This window comes from Aeromonas sp. 604443, from assembly GCF_049170315.1.
GTDB classification, from domain to species: Bacteria; Pseudomonadota; Gammaproteobacteria; order Enterobacterales; family Aeromonadaceae; genus Aeromonas; species Aeromonas veronii_A.
Window position 1 is genome coordinate 1 of record NZ_JAAKMI010000021.1, and the last position, 19,213, is coordinate 19,213.

The following is a 19,213-nucleotide window of genomic DNA, read 5'->3' on the forward strand; positions in this document are numbered from 1 at the left end:
TCGCCATCGCTGATACTCACCGTGTTGGTCAGCAGCACCTGTACCGTGCCATCCGTTTCGGTCGCACCCGCATTCAGGGCCTCGACGTTGAAGTCGATGTCACCTTGTGGCGTCACTATCAGCGTCAAGGTCGAAGTAACAACATCAGAACTATCGGTGACCAGATAACTTACTGTAGGAACTGCACCAGAATAGTCAGGAGCGGGGGTAAAGGTGAAAGAGCCATCACTGTTGATGATCAGCGTACCAATGCCAGTAAGGGTCGATGTAACACCTGCGGGAACATCAATATTACTACCCCAGCTATAGCTGATGATGGATTGAGCCAAGGGACCATCCGGGTTGGAGCTATTGGCCAAAAGATCACCACTGACAGGGTTATCTTCATCCATCGAAAATACTTCACTCTCATCCAACAAGAGATTAGTTAGTGGCTCCGGTTCTAACAGTGGTTCAGCCGCTTGCTCAGTGTTGATAATGGGTTCAGCCTGATAATTGGTATCAAAACCGGCCTCGGCAATGGTCGCATCACCGGTTCTATCAATGGTGACAAAGCCACCATTGCCGCTTGCTCCTGCTACCCCGCCAATACCACCGCCACCACCGGCAGCAGGTGCACCACCTGCTGCTGAAGCCTCAAAGTTTTGCGTCGGGTCAACGCCTTGCAAAATTGACTCTTGCAATGCAGCAATGTCAGAAGGAGTGCCCTCCGTGCTGGCACCACCTTGCGGTTGTCCCGGTTCTGCTAATTCGGAACCGGTGGGTACATTCTGCGCTGGTGTATCGTCATAGGGGGAAAGAACAAGCTTGGCATCATCCGCTATGGTCAATTTGGCACCGGGCTGGAGTATTTCCCCCTTTTGCAGGGGGCGACTGCTGCCATCAGCCAGCACAATCTCCACATTCCCTTCGATAGCTGAGACAACCACGGACTTGTCGATGATTTGGGTACGCATATCCATTGCTCCAACGTGACAGATCTTGATGTCTACACCGTAGAGGGAGATAACGTGCTTTTCCGTTGCAATAATCTATAGGTTTGACTGCCCTCAAACCGATATAGAGAATAAAATCGAAAGGTTATTTTTTCTTCATTAAAATCATAACGATATAAATGGAACCAAATAACACCCATATTAATTTGATAATAAAAAAATCAAAAAATATATTGTATTGATATAAAAAATGACCCCATTCGGGGCCATTTCTACACTGCACATATCAATCAAGACAAGGGGAAAGCAGGATGCACAAATCCCTGATAACCATCGATATGCAACTTGGAAAGCAGTTCCACTTGATGTTGATCTTCGACGCGGGTTGCAATGGTGGTCACACCGGCATTGTGTGCAGCTCGGCACACTGCAGCCAAGAATGAGGTGTCAGCACCCGGCTCCATGACCTGACTGGTATAACCGTGATCCACCTTGACATAGGCAGGCGCTAACTCCTCCAGATAGCCCAGTGACTGGAAGTGACGGCCGTAGTGGTCAACCCCCCACTGGAAACCATGGACCTGCAATGCGCCTACCAAAGCGGCCACATGATCTTTGTGCTTCATAATGGCTGCCTCGGGTATCTCGAATAACAGCCGTTCTTTCAATTCGCCATGTTCGACCAGATAGTGCGTCAGCCAGGTCAAAAACTCATCCGAACAAAGCGAACCTGCCGTTATATTAATTGCCAGCACTAGATCCGCTTGTTTGTGCAGTAAGGGAACACATGCATCAAGTATTGCCTGATCAAAATCGCCCCCCAATTTGAACTGTTCGATGGCAGGCAAAAACTGACCGGCAAAATAGTCCGTGCCATCGCGAGAGATAGATGCAAACAACTCGGCATGCAACCTGGCCCCGTTATCAAATCGGCAAGCTGGCTGAGCCTTGAATCGCCAGAGGTGATGCGAAATAGCATCCTGAACCAAATCACGCCATGCCAAGCGCCCCATCAACCCCTGCTCGGCTCCCCCTTCCATGACAACAGCACCACGGCGTTCATTACGCGCCTTGCCGAGTGCATTATCCGCTTTAGTCAACAGGACTGAGAGATCATCATTACCATCACGGCCTGCAATACCAATGACGGAGAGAGGATTACCCTCCGCCATTGGGTTCACGACCAGATCAGCAATACGAGAATTGATAATTTCTGCCAACTCCTTAAGCTGACCCAAATCATCTGTCGGGCAGAGCAGAGCATATTCGGTCGCTGATATCCGCGCCACAGCTGCACCATCCCATCCCTTAAGCTGTTCGCGTAAGATTTGTGCTATAGATTTGACCATATTATCACGGGCAGCAAAACCTTCATCACGGTAGATATCATCGAGCATATCTACCGCAACCAACATGATGCCCCCTTGGCCAGATTCTGCAATCCAGGCATTAACCTGACCAACAAAATAGGCTCGATTACCCAAGCCAGAAACGGCATCCACATAAACTCGTTCACGCAGTTTCTCCGCCTCGTCGGCCTGCTCTTTGAACTGCACCGCCAACTTTCCGGATAAGATGTTGATCGCTTGTACAACCTGCTTCAATTCATAGGTCTTGGGCTCTGGAATGGTATGCCCAAAATGATGCAATTCAATCTCGACGGCCTGCTCACAAATCTGCTTGAGCGGTTTTAACAGGAAATTAAGTGCACGCATAAGCAAGATCGTGGTTACCAAAAATCCAATCACAAACCAGGTCGCCAGTTCGCTCATCCCTGCCCACAGTTCGTGATAGGCTTGTCCTGGGTGGCCCACCACCTTGAGCTTGCCAAGTTGCAGCCAGCCAGACGTCAGAATTGACTCATTGGATACTTCCGGAAACAAGCCAAGTTCAATAAACCAGTCAGGTACACCTTGAATACGGCTGCTGTTTTCTTCTTCAATCACATCTTTCGACGCAAGCAGGTCAAGACGAACCATACGGTAATAACCACCATCAAATATGGCCTTAATCACCGACTCAGCTCCCACCTTGTCGCCATTTTCAAGATAAGGAGTTAATGCCAGTCCCAGTGACGTAGCGGTGTTGATTACCGTTGTCTCCTGCTGTTGTGCCAGATAAGTTCGTGTCGAATTGAATTGCACCCAATACGTAGCTGCAAACAACAGTCCAAACAACAGCAACATGGTGGCCAATAACTGTCTATAAAGCGTCATAGGTTAATCATCCAAATTCACCACAGGCCTAGCCAATCGCCCCGATGTCATGCGATTGCGTAAATCATTCCATAATCCCAAGCGAGATGATTGGCCAGCCAGCTCCCCTTGGCCTCGCGCCTTCATCAACCACAAGTGACTACCGTTAAAACTATAGATAGGTACCAAATCTCGCCGTTGGGTAGCAGGTCGAATAGAGCCTATCAAATTATCCAAAATAACCGGAACAGAAGAGGGGGTCTCATAATATGCCACCACCATGTGGAACTGGTTGTAATCAAGGGCCTTGACATAAACCATCCGCATTTTTTCATCCGGGATCCCCAATTCCAGTAGTGTGGAATATTTGGCAATACTGAAATCTTCGCAATCTCCTCCGGCAGCTCCCAGAAACTCGAGCGGGGTTGCCCAGTAATCTTTCTTGCGCCACAACTTGATGTCATCAACAAAGCGCATTTGATTAAAAAAGTTGTTCACTCTTTCGAGCTTTTTCGTCTCGCTCAGTGCCTTTCCCTTCGTTTCCATCACCAGCATGCGCCAACTGGTTACACGCTTGCCAGCTCTGGCGCCATAGGTCTGCTCCGCCCGCTTGATCAAGTTGAGGTCTTCCTGTGGCAGAGGCTGGCTGGCACAGAGCAAAAGTGAGAAGGGTAACAGCAGGATCCATAAGGAGTGGCGCAGAGTACGTAGAGATCGGTATCTCCATTTATTGAGGAGATCATACCATCTGCCTCCGGTACCACGCTGGAGTGTCACGTCATATGCCTGCTGCATGATTGCTTCTGCACTCCTCAAAAACCGCGCAACCACCTGCTTTAGCCAAACATGGTGACTGCCAGCTGCAGTCACCATGTTGGCGTTCATCATCATCCCGGCGGGATCATTGGCAAACGGTTATTGCCTGGGCTGCCATTCAGCGGGTTGCTTGACGCTAAATGCGTTGAGCAGACTTCCAGTCGCATTGAGGATGCGATAGTCCGCCAGCAATGCATCATACTCAGCAGTGATATAACTGCGACGCGCTTCGAACAATTCGTTTTCGGTGTTCAATACGTCCAGCAAGGTTCGCTGACCCAAGCCAAACTGCTTCTTGTATGCCTGAACGGTATCGTAGCTTGCATCCACATGCTCTTTAAGGAAGGTTTTCTGTTTGGCCAGCGACTCTTTCGCATTCCATGCCAAACGGGTTCCCTCTTCTACCTGACGAAATGCATTCAGATGAATGTCTTTCGCCTGAGAGTACAGTGCCGAAGTTGCATTGCTCTCGGCTACGTCAGAACCACCTCGGAACAGGTTGTAACGCATCCGCACCATAGCTGTCAGATCGTCATTGCGACCTTTAACGGCATCAATATCCTCATTCCAGTTTTGGTCCACTTCAAAAGTGACGTTAGGGTAGAAACCGGATTTGGCACCTTCATGCTGATACTTGGCCGCTTCAATATCTTGCAGGGATGAGAGCAGGGTCGGGTGAACTTCTGTCGCCGTTTTCAGGGCAGTATCGAGACTAGCCGGGACCAACTCGGCATTAGGTACCGGTTGAACGAGATCTTTTGGTACCTCGTTAACCACCCGAATAAACTCGCTTTCCGCATCACGGTAGTTGTTTTCAGCGGCGGCTTGGTTGGCGTAGGCCCTGGCAACACGACCATCAATCTGGGTCTGATCAGCAGTAGAACCAAGCCCTGAATCAGTCCGTTTCTGAATGTCGCTACGGATCTGTTCGTGGGTTTCCAGGTTCTGTTTGGAGAGTTCCAGGATCTCCTGCTGGCGCAGCATATTGAGGTAGACCTCAGCCACTCGCAGCGCGGTATTCTCTGCTTCGGAGATCATCGCCAGACGCTGGGCGTTGGCTTCAGCTTCAGTTCGGGAGACGTTGTTGCTGACATCAAAGCCATCAAACAACATCTGCCGCAAACTGAGCCCAGCCTCTTTGCGAGTCATGGAGTCATCAATATTGCTGTTTGAACCAGCAGCCCGGGTAGAAGGGCTGTCAGTCTTTTCATAGCCTACGCCGCCACGCAGATCGATCGTTGGATAATAGCCACCCTTGGCGCCATCATGCTGATAGAGGCGTGCCTGGTAGAGATCAAACGCTTCCTTGATCTTGGGATGCGTAGCGAGTGTCTGTGCCACCGACTCTTCCAGAGTCTGGGCCTGACCCAAACTAGGGATCAGGGTGATGCCACTGACCAGCATGGCAACAATCGTTTTTTTCATGTTATCTCCAGTCATGTTTTGTTTTTAGATTGTTGGCTTATCGTTCTCTCAGTGCCGACTGCTTAGCCCGTAAAATCGGCTTAAGTAAATAGTCTAGGACACTTTTTTTACCAGTAATGATATCAGCACTGGCTAACATACCGGGGATGATGGGAAGTGCGTTAAGCTCATCGCCCAAGTAACTCTTCTCGGTACGCACCCGAACCAGATAAAAGGAGTTCCCCTCCTCATCCTGGATCGAGTCCGCACTTATCTGTTCAACCTTGCCATGCAATCCTCCATAGATTGTAAAGTCGTAGGCAGTGATCTTGACGATGGCATCCAGCCCCGGTCGCAGGAAGGCGATATCTTTCGGCGACACCTTGGCTTCAACCAACAAGGTGTCCTCCAGCGGCACTATCTCCATCAAATCCATGCCGGGCTGCACCACGCCGCCCAGAGTGTTGATCTTGAGTTTCTTGATGGTGCCCTTGAGCGGAGCAATCACGCTGGTCCGATCAACCCTATCTCGCAAGCCAACCTGCCCTTCTGACAACTGGCCAAGTCGCCCCTGCTTCTCATTCAGTTCCGTCTGGGAGTCAGCACGGAATTTCAGCGCTATGTCATTGCGCTTGGAAATAGTCTCACGCAACACCGAATTGAGTTTTGGGATCAGCAGACGGTTGCTCTCCAGCTCCCCCTGCATCTCGTTGACCTGCCGCTCCAGCTTGATTAGCTCCACTTGAGGCACTATACCCTCTTTTGCCAGTGGACGGCTAATATTGAGCTCTTGTCTGGCCAGATCCACACTGCGATTCACGGTGCGAATTTTGGCATTCAGTTCAATCAGTTCCTGCTCTTTCTGCTCGATCTGTTGACCAAGAATATAGAGCTGGTTCTTCAGGTTATTAAGGCGATCCCGTTGTACCGAGCGTTCACGGTTGGCATATTCGGGAAAGACGGTTTCATAGCCATCCGGAAACTGAATTGGCGCTTCTCCCACCACTACCTGTTCACGCCACCCCAGTGCAGGGTCATTTTTAACCTCAACACTGGCCATTTCGGCCCGTAACCGGGCAATATCTCCTTTCAGAGTGACCAGCTCCTGCTCACGCTCTCGAAAATCGGAGCGGAAACGGGTGTCATCGATACGCAGCAGCGGCTGTCCCTTCTCGACGATATCTCCCTCTTTGACGAAGATCTCTTTTACTATCCCCCCTTCCAGATTCTGGATCACCTGCAGTTGGCGGGATGGGATCACCTTGCCCTGACCCACGGTGACTTCATCCAGCTCGGCCCAGGCAGCCCAGACGATGGCACTCATGAAAAAGAGGAAACAGCACCACAACAGGATGCGGGCACCGGTTGGGGTAGTAAGCAACACAGCGGCCGCGCCGTCATCGACAAACTCCAGATGCTCGGGGGCCGGCAATACATCACCGGAAGGCGCCTTTTTGCTGCGTTTTAACCAGTCCATGAGCCCCTTAACCATGGGACACCTCCTGCACGCGCACCTTGCCTTCCTTCAACTGCTGCAACACCACCTCTTTGGGGCCATCTGCCACAATCTGTCCCTGCTCGATGACAATAACCCGCGAGGCCACATCCAGCATTGAGGTCTTGTGGGTGATGAGGATCAAGGTGGTTTCCGGGCCCAGTCTGGCGAGCTCCTGTTTGACCTGCATCTCGGACTGGTTGTCCATGTTGGAGGTAGGCTCATCCATCACCAGAATGGGGGGATCATTGAGCAGGGCGCGTGCCAGCAGGATCGCCTGACGCTGGCCACCGGAGAGCTGGCGGCCACCCTCGCCGATCTGCCGATCCAACCCGTTGGGATCACGGTTGGTAAAATTGGTGACGCCCGCCCGCTTGGCAGCGCGCAAGACTCTCACGTCATCCACCAGCGGATTACCCAGCATGATGTTGTCTCGCACCGAACCAAAAAAGAGAATGACATCTTGGGGAACACAACCGATATTGCGACGAATCACCGAGGGAGGTAACTGGTCTATTTCGAAACCATCGATCCGGACCGAACCGTCAGTCGGCCGATACAGCCCCATCAACAACTTCTCGAGGGTCGTTTTACCCGCCCCAATCCGGCCGATAATTGCCACCTTTTCACCCGGCTGAATACGCAAATTGATATGGTGCAGGGTGCTGGTTTCCATTCCTGGATATTTGAACGAAACATTTTCGAATTCAATTCGACCGGCAATCACCGGATGATGGATATATTGCTTGCCCTCCTCCTGCTCACCCGGGGTTTGCATGATTTTTTCCAGAATATCCAGTGCAGATTTGGCCTGGTTATAACGGGTCGACAACACTGAGAGTTGCACCATGGGCGCAATGGCACGGCTGGAGAGCATCACGGCAGCAATCATCCCCCCCATGGTGACCAAGCCTTCGGAGATCTGGTAAACACCGACGATCACCAGACCGACCGTCACCACCTGCTGGATATAACTGGCCAGTGACGACATGGAGTTGGTAATTCGCCGTGTTTGTACACCCCAGGTGGAAATATGGGAAACAGCCTGCTCCCAACGGTGCTGGAACAGACTCTCGGCGCCAAAGATTTTGACCGTTTCCAGCCCGGAAATACTTTCGATCAGGTTGGCATTTTTCTGAGAGGCCAGCCGGGAACCCTCTTCGATGGACTTTTTGAGCGGCTCTTGAATATAGAAGCTGTAGGCGATCAGGATCAGCATGGCGACGATGGGGACCACCACCATCACACCGGCAAACATCCAGATAATAAAAAGGAAGAAGACGGCAAAAGGCAGATCGATAAGAGTAGAAACCGTCGCGGAAGTGAAAAACTCCCGCACCGATTCAAATTCCTGCAGATGTTTGGCGAAAGCGCCGGTGGAAGCGGGACGAGACTCCATCCGCATGCCCATCACCTTGGCGAAAATCTTGGCGGACAGCAGCACATCAGACTTTTTGCCAGCGATATCGATAAAGTAACTGCGCAACTGCCGCATCACAAAATCGAAGGTAAAGACCACCATGGCCCCGACCGCCAGCACCCAGAGCGAATCAAATGCCAGATTGGGCACAATCTTGTCATAGACGTTCATGGTAAAGAGGGGGCTAGCGATGGCAAACAGGTTGATCAGAATGGAGGCGATCAGCACATCGCGATAGATTCCGCGAGATTCAAACAAAGTGCTCCAGAACCAGTGGCCATCACGGGTCTCCAGCACCTTGGGAGAGCGCTCGTCAAATTTGAACTGCTTCTTAACGTAAAAGAGACGCCCCAAATACTCATCACCCAGCTGGGCAGCAGTCAGCCATTGGGCGGCATCACCTGCCTGCGGGAAAATCACTTTCCCCTGGCTGCGATCTTCGTTCCACTCCAGCAAAATACAGGCGCCACCGTTACGCATCTGCAATACGCAGGGCAGCAGCAAGGGAGAGATCTGATCAAGCGGCTGGATCACTTCACGGGCAGATAGCCCGCCCCGCTCGGCAGCACGACAAAAGAGTGCTGTAGTCAGTCGTCCGGAGACCAGTGGCAACCCGGTCGTCAGGGCATCCTGGCTGTTGGGCACACCATAAAAGCGGGTCAAGAAGACCAGACACTCCAATAACTCATCGATACGACTTGTTTCTGCTTGCATAGCATCCCGTCACTGCATTAATAAGGTCGATACGAGAGGGGTATCACTCATATTTTCCTGCTATAGCGACTCTAAAAACGAGCCCCCTCCCACAGATGAGCCTGATCAGGGAATAAACCTATCCGGATACATCGTGACACTCACCACCAATTTTCCTTGCATGATGATTGGTAAAACCAGCCTGTGAGCATCATGCCGACGCCTCCCTCAGGTAAATGGAGGTGTTAATTGATAATGGCATTTATTGTGGCGCATCACTATATCAACCTGCAGGTACCAAAACTATAGTTTATGGTATGAACTTTTTATATAACCCTATGTTTTACGTGAAAATAATAATTACGAACTCAATTATAGGTCAGGAAGTATGAAGGGTCTTCCCAGTGCATGACCCTGAGGGCCACTCAAGGAGAGTGCTCGTGCAATGTCCGCCATCGCAGTCCAGCGATTCTCGCACCAGGCGGGAGCAAGCAGGGTTGGGCGGCGCGCCGATGCCGAAATCCGGTGATACACCACCTCGGGTGGTGTGTGCTGGATCATGGCGACAGCGGCTTCCACATACTGCTCCAGCGTCAATACCTCAAGCCGCCCCGCTTGCCACGCTTTGCCAAGAGTACTGCCCTCTACCACATGAAGCGGATGCAGCTTGATCCCCTCAACACCGGTCCCAACGATACGATGCAGGGTATCGAGGCTGTCCATCGACACCTCGCCCGGCAGGCCGACGATCAGATGAGCACATACCTTGATGCCGCGCTGATGGGCACGTCTTACCGCATCCTCATAGGCGGCATAACCGTGGCCGCGGTTGATCCGTTGCAGAGTCTTGTCGTTGGCGCTTTGCAGCCCGAGCTCCAGCCACACCTCGTAGCCCCGGGCCTGATAGCCCGCCAACAGATCCAGCACCGCATCCGGCACGCAATCGGGGCGAGTGCCCACACAGAGCCCCACCATATCGCTCACCGACAGCGCCTCTTCATACATCCGCTGCAGATATTCGACCTCGGCATAGGTGCTGGTATAGGCCTGAAAATAGGCAAGATAGCGCTTGGCACGGGTGACTTCGTCCCGGCGAGCCAGCAGTTGTTGCACCACTGAGAGTTGCTGAGCCGACTCGTCGGCAAAAGAGGAAACGTTGCAGAAGGTGCAGCCACCACGGCCCAGGGTGCCGTCACGGTTCGGGCAGGTGAAGGCCCCGTGGATGGAGAGTTTGTGGATCTTCTGACCATGACGCTGCTTGAGATCCTGACCGAATGTATTGACGAGTTCGTGTAACTGCATGACACCTCCGCTAAAGGAGCGCCATTGTACGAGCTTGCGCAAAACAGGGGCTGAGCTGGATCAAGCTAGCGGATAGAGTAAAACATATAAATACCCGACCAATTTTGAATAAATATAGAGAAAAAGCGCAAAAAAAGGATTTTTACTGTTCTTTGACGATTCAAACAGTAAACATCCATATGAAAATGAGACCTGATAACCCACTGTTGAACAATGAAAAATTCAAAGAGACCCGACAGCACACAATTGCAAGCATGGGATATTGAAAATGTGATCCCTTCCGCTGTCAGCCACATCGGGTTGGTAAAATTACTACATTCGCCCATCGTCGCCGAGCACACCATTGAGCCCGTCAATTACGATATATTTAACCAACAAAATCAAACTATACAGAATAAAAACTACATAACTGCGAGCAAATCCCCCTAACCCGACATTTTGTTATGCGAATGTAACCATGAAGACAAACCTGACCTGCGATTGACCTCGCCAGAAAATCCCATTAGTTTGGAGATTCGCCACGTCAGGCAGACGGAACCACAAGAGCCAATCGCAATTTATGCAGTCAGGTGATGACTGTGCGATACAAGGCCGAGCAAGGGAGAAATGCAATGTCACTATATGATCCAAAGCTGGAGAGGGATAACTGTGGCTTCGGCCTATTGGCCCACATGGAAGGGGAAGCCAGCCACAAGCTTGTCCGTCTCGCGATGTCAGCATTGGCTCGCATGCAGCACCGCGGCGGGATCTCCGCCGATGGCAAGACCGGCGATGGTTGCGGTCTGCTGCTGCAAAAACCGGACAGCTTCTTCAGAGCTGTCGCCGAGGAGAAGGGATGGCACCTTGGCCGCAACTATGCGGTCGGCATGCTGTTTCTCAACCCTGACCCCGTATTGGCCCAGCAGACCCGCGACATCATCGACGAAGAGCTGGAAAAAGAGACCCTGAGTCTGGTCGGCTGGCGCAAGGTGCCCGTCGATACCAACGTACTGGGTACTATCGCAAAAGCCTCCCTGCCCAGCATTGAACAGGTCTTTGTCAACGCCCCGCCCGGCTGGGTCGACAAGGATCTCGAGCGCCGTCTCTATATCGTGCGTCGCCGCATCGAAAAGCGCGTCAACGACGACTACTTCTATGTGGTCAGCCTCTCCAACCTGGTCACCGTCTATAAAGGGCTGTGCATGCCGGTGGACTTGCCGCGCTTCTATCTGGATCTCGCCGACATCCGTATGCAGGCGGCCATCTGCGTCTTCCACCAGCGTTTCTCCACCAACACCAGCCCGCGCTGGCCGCTGGCCCAGCCGTTCCGCTATCTGGCTCACAACGGCGAGATCAACACCATCGCCGGCAACCGCCAGTGGGCCAAGGCGCGCAGCTACAAGTTTGCCACCCCGCTCATTCCCGATTTGCAGGAAGCGGCCCCGTTCGTCAACACCACCGGCTCTGACTCCTCCAGCCTCGACAATATGCTGGATCTCTTCCTCGCCGGTGGTATGGACCTGTTCCGCGCCATGCGCCTGTTGATCCCGCCTGCATGGCAAAAACATCCGAACATGGATGATGACTTGCGCGCCTTCTACGACTTCAACTCCATGCACATGGAGCCGTGGGACGGCCCGGCCGGTATCGTCATGACCGACGGCCGCTACGCCACCTGCGCACTAGATCGCAACGGTCTGCGTCCGGCCCGCTACGTCATCACCAAGGACAAGTTCATCACCCTCGCCTCCGAAGTTGGCACCTGGGACTACACCCCGGACGAAGTGCTGGAGAAGGGCCGGGTCGGCCCTGGCGAGCTGTTCGTGGTGGATACCAGCAACGGCAAGGTGTGGACCAGCTTCGAGATCGATGACGACCTCAAGAACCGTCACACCTACAAGCAGTGGATGGATAAACACTGCCGCCGACTGGTCCCCTTCGAGCAGATGGACGACAGCCAGACCGGTAGCCGCGAGTTCTCCGACGACCAGCTGAAAACCTATCAGAAGCTATTTGGCTACTCCTTCGAGGAGCTGGATCAGATCATCCGGGTTCTAGGTGAAAACGGTCAGGAAGCGGTCGGCTCCATGGGGGATGATACCCCGATGGCGGTGCTCTCCTCCGGCCCGCGCACCCTCTATGACTACTTCCGCCAGATGTTTGCCCAGGTGACCAACCCGCCCATCGACCCGCTGCGGGAGAACCACGTGATGTCGCTGGCCACCTGTATCGGTCGCGAGCAGAACGTCTTCAACGAGACCTTCGGCCACGCCCACCGGGTGCTGTTCCAGTCGCCGATCCTGCTCTACTCCGACTTCCACCAGCTGCTGGCACTGGAAGGTGAGTACTACCGTCATCAGGTGATCAGCCTCAACTTCAAGCCCGAAGAGGGACTGGAAGCAGCCATCCTGCGTATCTGCGAGGAGGCAAAAACTGCTGCCAAGAGTGGCACCGTACTGCTGGTGCTGTCGGATCGCGATATCAGCGCCGACACCCTGCCGATCCCGGCCGCCATGGCGGTGGGCGCGGTACAGCGCACCCTAGTGGACAACAACCTGCGCTGCGACGCCAACATTCTAGTGGAGACCGCAAGCTGCCGCGATCCGCACCACTTCTCGGTGCTGCTGGGCTTTGGCGCGACCGCCATCTACCCCTATCTGGCCTACGAAACCCTGGCCAAACAGGTTGAAGAGGGTGTGCTCGCCATGCCCCTGCGCCAGGCGATGGTCAACTACCGCAACGGCATCAACAAGGGGCTCTACAAGGTGATGTCCAAGATGGGCATCAGCACGGTCGCCAGCTACCGCTGCTCCCAGCTGTTTGAGGCAGTGGGTCTGGCCAAAGCCGTGGTCGAGACCTGTTTCCGCGGCGTATCGAGCCGTATTCAGGGCGCCGACTTTGCCGACATCCAGCAGGATCAGCTCAAGCTGGCCCGTCAGGCCTGGCTGGCCCGCAAGCCCCTCGCCCACGGCGGCCTGCTCAAGTTCGTCCACGGCGGCGAGTACCACACCTACAACCCGGATGTGGTGCAGACCCTGCAAACCGCGGTGCGTTCCGGCAACTATGCCGATTACAAGGAGTACGCCCGTCTGGTCAACGAGCGCCCGGTCTCTACCTTGCGTGACCTGTTGGCCCTGAAGAAGGTCGACAATCCGGTCGCACTGGATCAGGTTGAGCCGGCCGACAAGCTGTTCCCCCGCTTCGACTCCGCCGCCATGTCCATCGGTGCCCTCGGTCCTGAGGCCCACGAGGCACTGGCTGTTGCCATGAACCGCCTCGGCGGTCAGAGCAACTCCGGCGAAGGTGGCGAAGATCCCAAGCGCTTCGGTACCGAGAAGAACTCCCGCATCAAGCAGGTGGCTTCCGGCCGCTTTGGCGTCACCCCCCACTACCTGATGAACGCCGATGTAGTGCAGATCAAGGTGGCTCAGGGGGCCAAGCCCGGCGAAGGGGGCCAGCTGCCCGGTGACAAGGTGACTGCCCAGATCGCCCAGCTGCGCTATTCCGTGCCCGGCGTGACCCTGATCTCGCCGCCGCCGCACCACGACATCTACTCCATCGAGGATCTGGCCCAGCTCATCTTCGACATCAAGCAGATCAACCCGAGCTGTCTGGTGTCGGTGAAACTGGTCTCCGAGCCCGGCGTTGGCACCATTGCCTGCGGCGTGGCAAAGGCCTATGCCGACTTCATCACCATCTCCGGTTATGACGGCGGTACCGGTGCCAGCCCCCTCACCTCGGTCAAATATGCCGGCTCCCCGTGGGAGCTGGGTCTGGCTGAAACCCAACAGGCGCTGGTCGCCAACGGTCTGCGCCACAAGGTGCGGCTGCAGGTGGATGGCGGCCTCAAGACTGGTCTGGACATCATCAAGGCGGCCATCCTCGGCGCCGAGAGCTTCGGCTTTGGCACCGGCCCCATGGTGGCGCTCGGTTGCAAATACCTGCGGATCTGCCACCTGAACAACTGTGCCACCGGCGTAGCCACTCAGGATGAGAAGCTGCGTCGCGAGCACTTCACCGGCCTGCCGGAGATGGTGATGAACTACTTCAAGTTCATCGCCGAAGAGACCCGCGAGCTGATGGCTCAGCTCGGCGTCACCCAGCTGACCGACCTGATTGGCCGCACCGATCTGCTGGAAGCTCTGCCCGGCCTCACCGCCCGTCAGGCCAAGCTGGATCTCTCCGGCATTCTGGCTCGTCCGGTGGCACCGGCAGGTTCCAGCCTGTTTAGCCAGCAGCACAACCCCACCTTCGACAAGGGGCCGCTCAACCTGAAAATGGTGGAGGATCTGCTGGAGGCGGTGGAAACCTCAAGCGGCGGCGAGTTCCGCTACGACATTCGCAACACCGACCGCTCGGTGGGTGCGCGCCTCTCGGGCGAGATCGTCAAACGTCACGGCAATCAGGGGATGGCGGCGGATCCGGTCAAGGTGCACTTCAACGGCACCGCAGGCCAGAGCTTCGGCGTCTGGAACGCAGGGGGCCTTGAGATGATCCTCACCGGTGACGCCAACGACTACGTGGGCAAGGGGATGACCGGCGGCAAGCTGGTGATCAAGCCCCATGTCGGCGTGGCGTTCAAATCCCACGAAGCAGCCATCATCGGCAACACCTGCCTCTACGGCGCCACCGGCGGCAAACTCTACGCCGCGGGCACTGCCGGCGAGCGTTTCGCGGTGCGCAACTCAGGTGCCCTGGCGGTGGTCGAGGGGATTGGCGACAACGGTTGTGAATATATGACCGGCGGCATCGTCACCGTACTGGGTCAGACTGGCGTCAACTTCGCGGCGGGCATGACCGGCGGCTTTGCCTACGTGCTCGACGAGTGCGGCAACTTCGCCAAGCGCACCAACCCCGAGCTGGTGGAACTGCTGGACGTGGCGGATCTCGCCATCCATCAGGAGCACCTGCGCGGCATCATCACGGCGCACCTCAATGAGACCGGCAGCTCGCGCGCCGAGGAGATCCTGGCCAACTTCGACTCCTATGTGCCCAAGTTCAGGCTGATCAAACCCAAGTCCAGCGACGTGAAATCGCTGCTGGGTCACACCAGCCGTTCCAGTGCAGAACTCAGAATCCAGGCGCAATAAGGAGGGAACCCTATGAGCCAGAACGTATTTCAGTTTATCGATGTCCAGCGGGTCGACCCGCCCAAGAAGCCGCTCAAGATCCGCAAAATCCAGTTTGTGGAGATCTACGAGTCCTTCAATCAGCCGCAGGTACAGATGCAGGCGGATCGCTGCCTCGAGTGCGGCAACCCCTATTGCGAGTGGAAGTGTCCGGTCCACAACTACATCCCCAACTGGCTGAAACTGGCCAAAGAGGGGCGCATTCTTGAGGCGGTGGAGCTCTCCCACCAGACCAACAGCCTGCCGGAAGTGTGCGGTCGGGTCTGCCCGCAGGATCGCCTCTGCGAGGGCTCCTGTACCCTCAACGATCGCTTCGGTGCGGTGACCATCGGCAATATCGAAAAGTACATCACCGACAAGGCGTTCGAGATGGGCTGGAAGCCCGATCTCTCGAACGTGGTCAAGACCGGCAAGCGGGTCGCCGTCATCGGCGCCGGCCCTGCTGGCCTTGCCTGTGCCGATGTGCTGGCACGCAATGGCGTCACCCCGGTGGTGTTTGACAAATATCCGGAGATCGGCGGCCTGCTCACTTTCGGTATCCCCTCCTTCAAGCTGGAAAAAGAGGTGATGCAGCGTCGCCGCGAGATCTTCCAGGGGATGGGCGTGGAGTTTCGACTCGAGACCGAAGTGGGCAAGGACATCACCTTCGCCGATCTGCTCGGCGAGTTCGATGCGGTCTTCCTCGGGGTCGGCACCTACAAGTACATGAAGGGCGGTTTTGCCAACGAAGAGGCGCCGGGAGTCTATGACGCTCTGCCCTACCTCATCGCCAACGCCAACCGCTTGCTGGGGTTCGAGAAGGCGCAAGCCGACTATATCGACTTCGCTGGCAAGCAGGTGGTGGTGCTGGGCGGTGGCGATACCGCCATGGACTGCGTGCGAACCGCCATCCGTCAGGGGGCTGACAAGGTGGTCTGCGCCTATCGCCGCGACGAGGAGAACATGCCGGGCTCCAAGCGGGAGGTGAAAAACGCCCGCGAGGAGGGGGTTGAGTTCATGTTCAACCTGCAACCGGTAGCGGTCGAGCTGGATGCCAACGGTCGCACCGTCGGCATCAAGGTGGTGAGCACCGAGCTGGGTGAACCCGATGCCAATGGCCGCCGCAATCCGGTGGTCATCGAAGGCTCCGAGCAGGTGCTGGCTGCCGATGCGGTGGTGATGGCATTTGGCTTCCAACCCAACCCCCAACCCTGGATGGCGGAGTTCGGCATCGAGCTCGACAACCGGGATCGCATCAAGGCGCGCGAGCAGGCGGAATATGCCTTCCAGACCAGCAACCCCAAGGTGTTCGCCGGTGGCGACGCGGTGCGTGGCTCCGATCTGGTGGTGACCGCCATCTACGAAGGGCGCAAAGCGGCCGAAGGGATCATGGACTATCTGGCGGTCTGATCTGACCGGCCACAGCCGTGATGTTCCCTAACAGTCAGCCCCGCCAATGCGGGGCTGATTTTCTATGCGCGCTCACCAACCGCTCATACGCTCCTGGCAGCCGTGAAGATAACTAGATGCAGTGCCTTGCGATGGCTCCTACACTGGGCAACTGCCACGGGAAAAACTCCAACCATTTGAGGCAGAATTTGTGACGTCTATCTGTTACACTTCGCGCCCGCCATTTTCCGGCTCACTCTCTGACTTGATGTCAGGCGCAGCCGTCGGTGGTTACAACCTCCGTCTCGCTCATGCCGAGCTAACCAAGCCAAACACAGCCCAGCTGGAACACAGGAACCCATTATGAGATTTGAATCGTTCGATTTTGCCCCCGAGATTTTGCGTGCTGTCTCAGATTGCGGTTATCAGGAGATGACCCCTGTGCAGCAACAGGCGATCCCGGCCATTCGCCGTGGCCGCGATGTGCTGGCCAGCGCCCAGACCGGTACCGGCAAGACCGCCGCCTTCGCCCTGCCCATCTTGCAACGTCTGGTAGACAATCCGGCTCCGGTCCAGCCTTCCAACGCCCGTGTGCTGATCCTGACCCCGACCCGCGAGCTGGCGGCTCAGGTGGCGAGCAACATCAATGACTTCGCCAAGTATCTCGATATCACCACCATCACCATCGTCGGTGGTGGCAAGCAGGACGTGCAGGCCAAGAAGCTCAAAGCGGGCGCACACATCATTGTGGCCACCCCGGGCCGTCTGCTGGAGCACCTCACCGCCTGCAACCTCAGCCTCTCCGGCGTCGAGTGTCTGGTGATGGATGAAGCGGATCGCATCCTCGACATGGGCTTCAGTGCCGATGTGCAAAAGATCCTGCAAGCGGTCAACAAGACCCGTCAGAACCTGCTCTTCTCCGCCACCTTCTCCGACGCGGTGAAGAAGCTGGCCAACCTGATGCTGGATCGCCCGCAGATCGTCAGCGTCAACAAGCAGAACTCCACCGCCGACACCGTCAGCCACACCGTCTATCCGGTCGAGCAGAAGCGCAAGCGCGAGCTGCTCTCAGAGCTGATTGGCAAACAGAACTGGCAGCAGGTGCTGGTGTTCGCCAGTACCCGCGAAAGCTGTGATGTGCTGGTCGAGGAGCTGAACCTCGACGGCATCAAGTCCGCCGTGGTCCATGGCGAGAAGGCCCAGGGCAACCGTCGCCGCGCCCTGCGCGAATTCATGGAAGGCAAGGTACGGGTACTGGTGGCCACCGAAGTGGCCGCCCGTGGTCTGGACATTCCGAGCCTGGAATATGTGGTCAACTATGATCTGCCGTTCCTGGCGGAAGATTACGTGCACCGTATCGGCCGTACCGGTCGTGCCGGCAAGCGCGGCATGGCCATCTCCTTCGTCAGCCGTGAAGAGGAGCGTACCCTGCTGGAGATCGAGGCCCTGATCGGCCAGAAGATCCGCCGCATCATGGTGCCGGGCTATGAGGTGAGCAGCCGTGACGAGTTGATCAAGCATTTGCAGGAGCGTCGCCGCTTCGGCAAGCGGCCGCAGCGTGAAGATAACGCCGTAGCCCAGGTGATGGCCGAAGCCAAGCTGCAGGGTCAGCGCCTCAAGCGTCTGGCCGCCGCCAAGAAGCCCCGTCAGCCGAAATAAGGCGGGCAGTTGCTCTATTGAACCGCAAAGGCGCCACTGGCGCCTTTGCCATCTCTGTCATCGGTGTTGACCCCTGGTGGTCAACTGAAGGATTGCTTATGACCTCTCCGACCTACAATCAGGCCCTGCTCGAGATGGCCACCCAGAGCCTGGCCGAACTGGCCCGCACCGCCGAACAAAAGGCGGGCAAGCGCACTCCAGCCCAAGAGAGCCACTTTCTCTGCACCTGGATGGCCGACTCCCTCAAGGAGAAGCGCTTCTCCCGTCTGGTGATGGAAGATTTGAAAGCTTGGGTGCAGCTTGGCCGCACCCTGGGCGCGGGTGCCGATCTCAAGGGATTGCTTGCGCGCATCGCCTTCCAATACCAGTGCGCCATGACCAACCCGCAACAACTGGGGGCCAAGCTGGCTGCCCTGCTGGAGGAGCTCTCAGCGGCAGGCTGGCTGGTGCTGACCGAGAGCGAGGTGGACGCCAAGCTGCGCCTGCAATCGGGCGGTCAGGCGAGTCTGGTGGTAAGCCATAGCGAATATGAAGGCCATATCGAGGACGGTGAGCTTGTCAAACCCCTCACCCTCTATGTGCGCGGTGACGAGAAGGTGCTGGCCGAGGCGGCCTTCAAGCACGGCCTGCTGCTGAGCCAGGGCAACAAGAAAGCCACCCTGGTCAAACACCACAAGGCCTACCGGCTGATGCCGGACAACGCCCAACCGGCGCTGGCACTGCTGAGCGAGGCTCGCCAGAGCGCCTGATCTCGCCTGTTTTCAGCAATAAAAACGGCAGACCCTCATTTAAAGCAGGGCCTGCCGTTTTTTATTGTT

General features: G+C 55.8%; 11 protein-coding genes. 4 read left to right on the forward strand and 7 right to left on the reverse strand.

All coding sequences use genetic code 11. The features are described from left to right. The 7 genes from G5380_RS19665 to G5380_RS19695 form a co-directional block, all read right to left on the reverse strand. Positions 1 to 956, reverse strand: a 956-nt coding sequence (locus G5380_RS19665) for a retention module-containing protein (protein ID WP_421206388.1), incomplete at its 3' end; no start/stop codon positions are given. A gap of 269 nt (positions 957 to 1,225) precedes the next feature. Continuing rightward, positions 1,226 to 3,151: an EAL domain-containing protein gene (locus G5380_RS19670; RefSeq protein ID WP_216953336.1), complete on the reverse strand. Its 1,926-nt coding sequence runs from the start codon at positions 3,149 to 3,151 to the stop codon at positions 1,226 to 1,228. Positions 3,152 to 3,154: 3 nt separating this feature from the next. Continuing rightward, positions 3,155 to 3,907 (reverse strand): transglutaminase-like cysteine peptidase, encoded by a 753-nt coding sequence (locus G5380_RS19675; RefSeq protein ID WP_254204305.1) that lies wholly within the window; start codon positions 3,905 to 3,907, stop codon positions 3,155 to 3,157. A gap of 138 nt (positions 3,908 to 4,045) precedes the next feature. Beyond that, positions 4,046 to 5,371 (reverse strand): TolC family outer membrane protein, encoded by a 1,326-nt coding sequence (locus G5380_RS19680; RefSeq protein ID WP_216953335.1) that lies wholly within the window; start codon positions 5,369 to 5,371, stop codon positions 4,046 to 4,048. A 37-nt stretch (positions 5,372 to 5,408) separates the two neighbouring features. After that, a complete protein-coding gene (locus G5380_RS19685; protein WP_216953334.1) occupies positions 5,409 to 6,842 on the reverse strand; it encodes an HlyD family type I secretion periplasmic adaptor subunit in 1,434 nt (477 codons plus the stop codon). Continuing rightward, the gene (locus tag G5380_RS19690; RefSeq protein ID WP_421353047.1) at positions 6,835 to 8,979 is read right to left on the reverse strand and encodes a type I secretion system permease/ATPase; all 2,145 of its coding nucleotides are present in this window, start codon (positions 8,977 to 8,979) and stop codon (positions 6,835 to 6,837) included. Before G5380_RS19690 ends, G5380_RS19685 begins: the two co-directional genes overlap by 8 nt. Before the next feature lie 351 nt (positions 8,980 to 9,330). After that, complete coding sequence (locus G5380_RS19695; RefSeq protein WP_216953332.1) at positions 9,331 to 10,260, reverse strand: TIGR01212 family radical SAM protein; 930 nt, start codon at positions 10,258 to 10,260, stop codon at positions 9,331 to 9,333. Positions 10,261 to 10,871: 611 nt separating this feature from the next. Here G5380_RS19695 and gltB point away from each other — a divergent pair. From gltB to G5380_RS19715, 4 genes are all read left to right on the forward strand, one after another. Next, positions 10,872 to 15,329 carry a glutamate synthase large subunit gene (gltB, locus tag G5380_RS19700; RefSeq protein ID WP_421353048.1) on the forward strand — a complete coding sequence of 1,486 codons (4,458 nt, stop codon included), beginning with the start codon at positions 10,872 to 10,874 and terminating at the stop codon, positions 15,327 to 15,329. 12 nt (positions 15,330 to 15,341) lie between these two features. After that, positions 15,342 to 16,757 (forward strand): FAD-dependent oxidoreductase, encoded by a 1,416-nt coding sequence (locus G5380_RS19705; protein ID WP_335819269.1) that lies wholly within the window; start codon positions 15,342 to 15,344, stop codon positions 16,755 to 16,757. A 342-nt stretch (positions 16,758 to 17,099) separates the two neighbouring features. Continuing rightward, positions 17,100 to 18,395 carry a DEAD/DEAH box helicase gene (locus tag G5380_RS19710; protein ID WP_266135581.1) on the forward strand — a complete coding sequence of 432 codons (1,296 nt, stop codon included), beginning with the start codon at positions 17,100 to 17,102 and terminating at the stop codon, positions 18,393 to 18,395. Positions 18,396 to 18,493: 98 nt separating this feature from the next. Then, positions 18,494 to 19,144, forward strand: coding sequence for a DUF2913 family protein (locus tag G5380_RS19715; RefSeq protein ID WP_202005516.1), 651 nt, complete (start codon positions 18,494 to 18,496; stop codon positions 19,142 to 19,144). Positions 19,145 to 19,213: the final 69 nt, after the last annotated feature.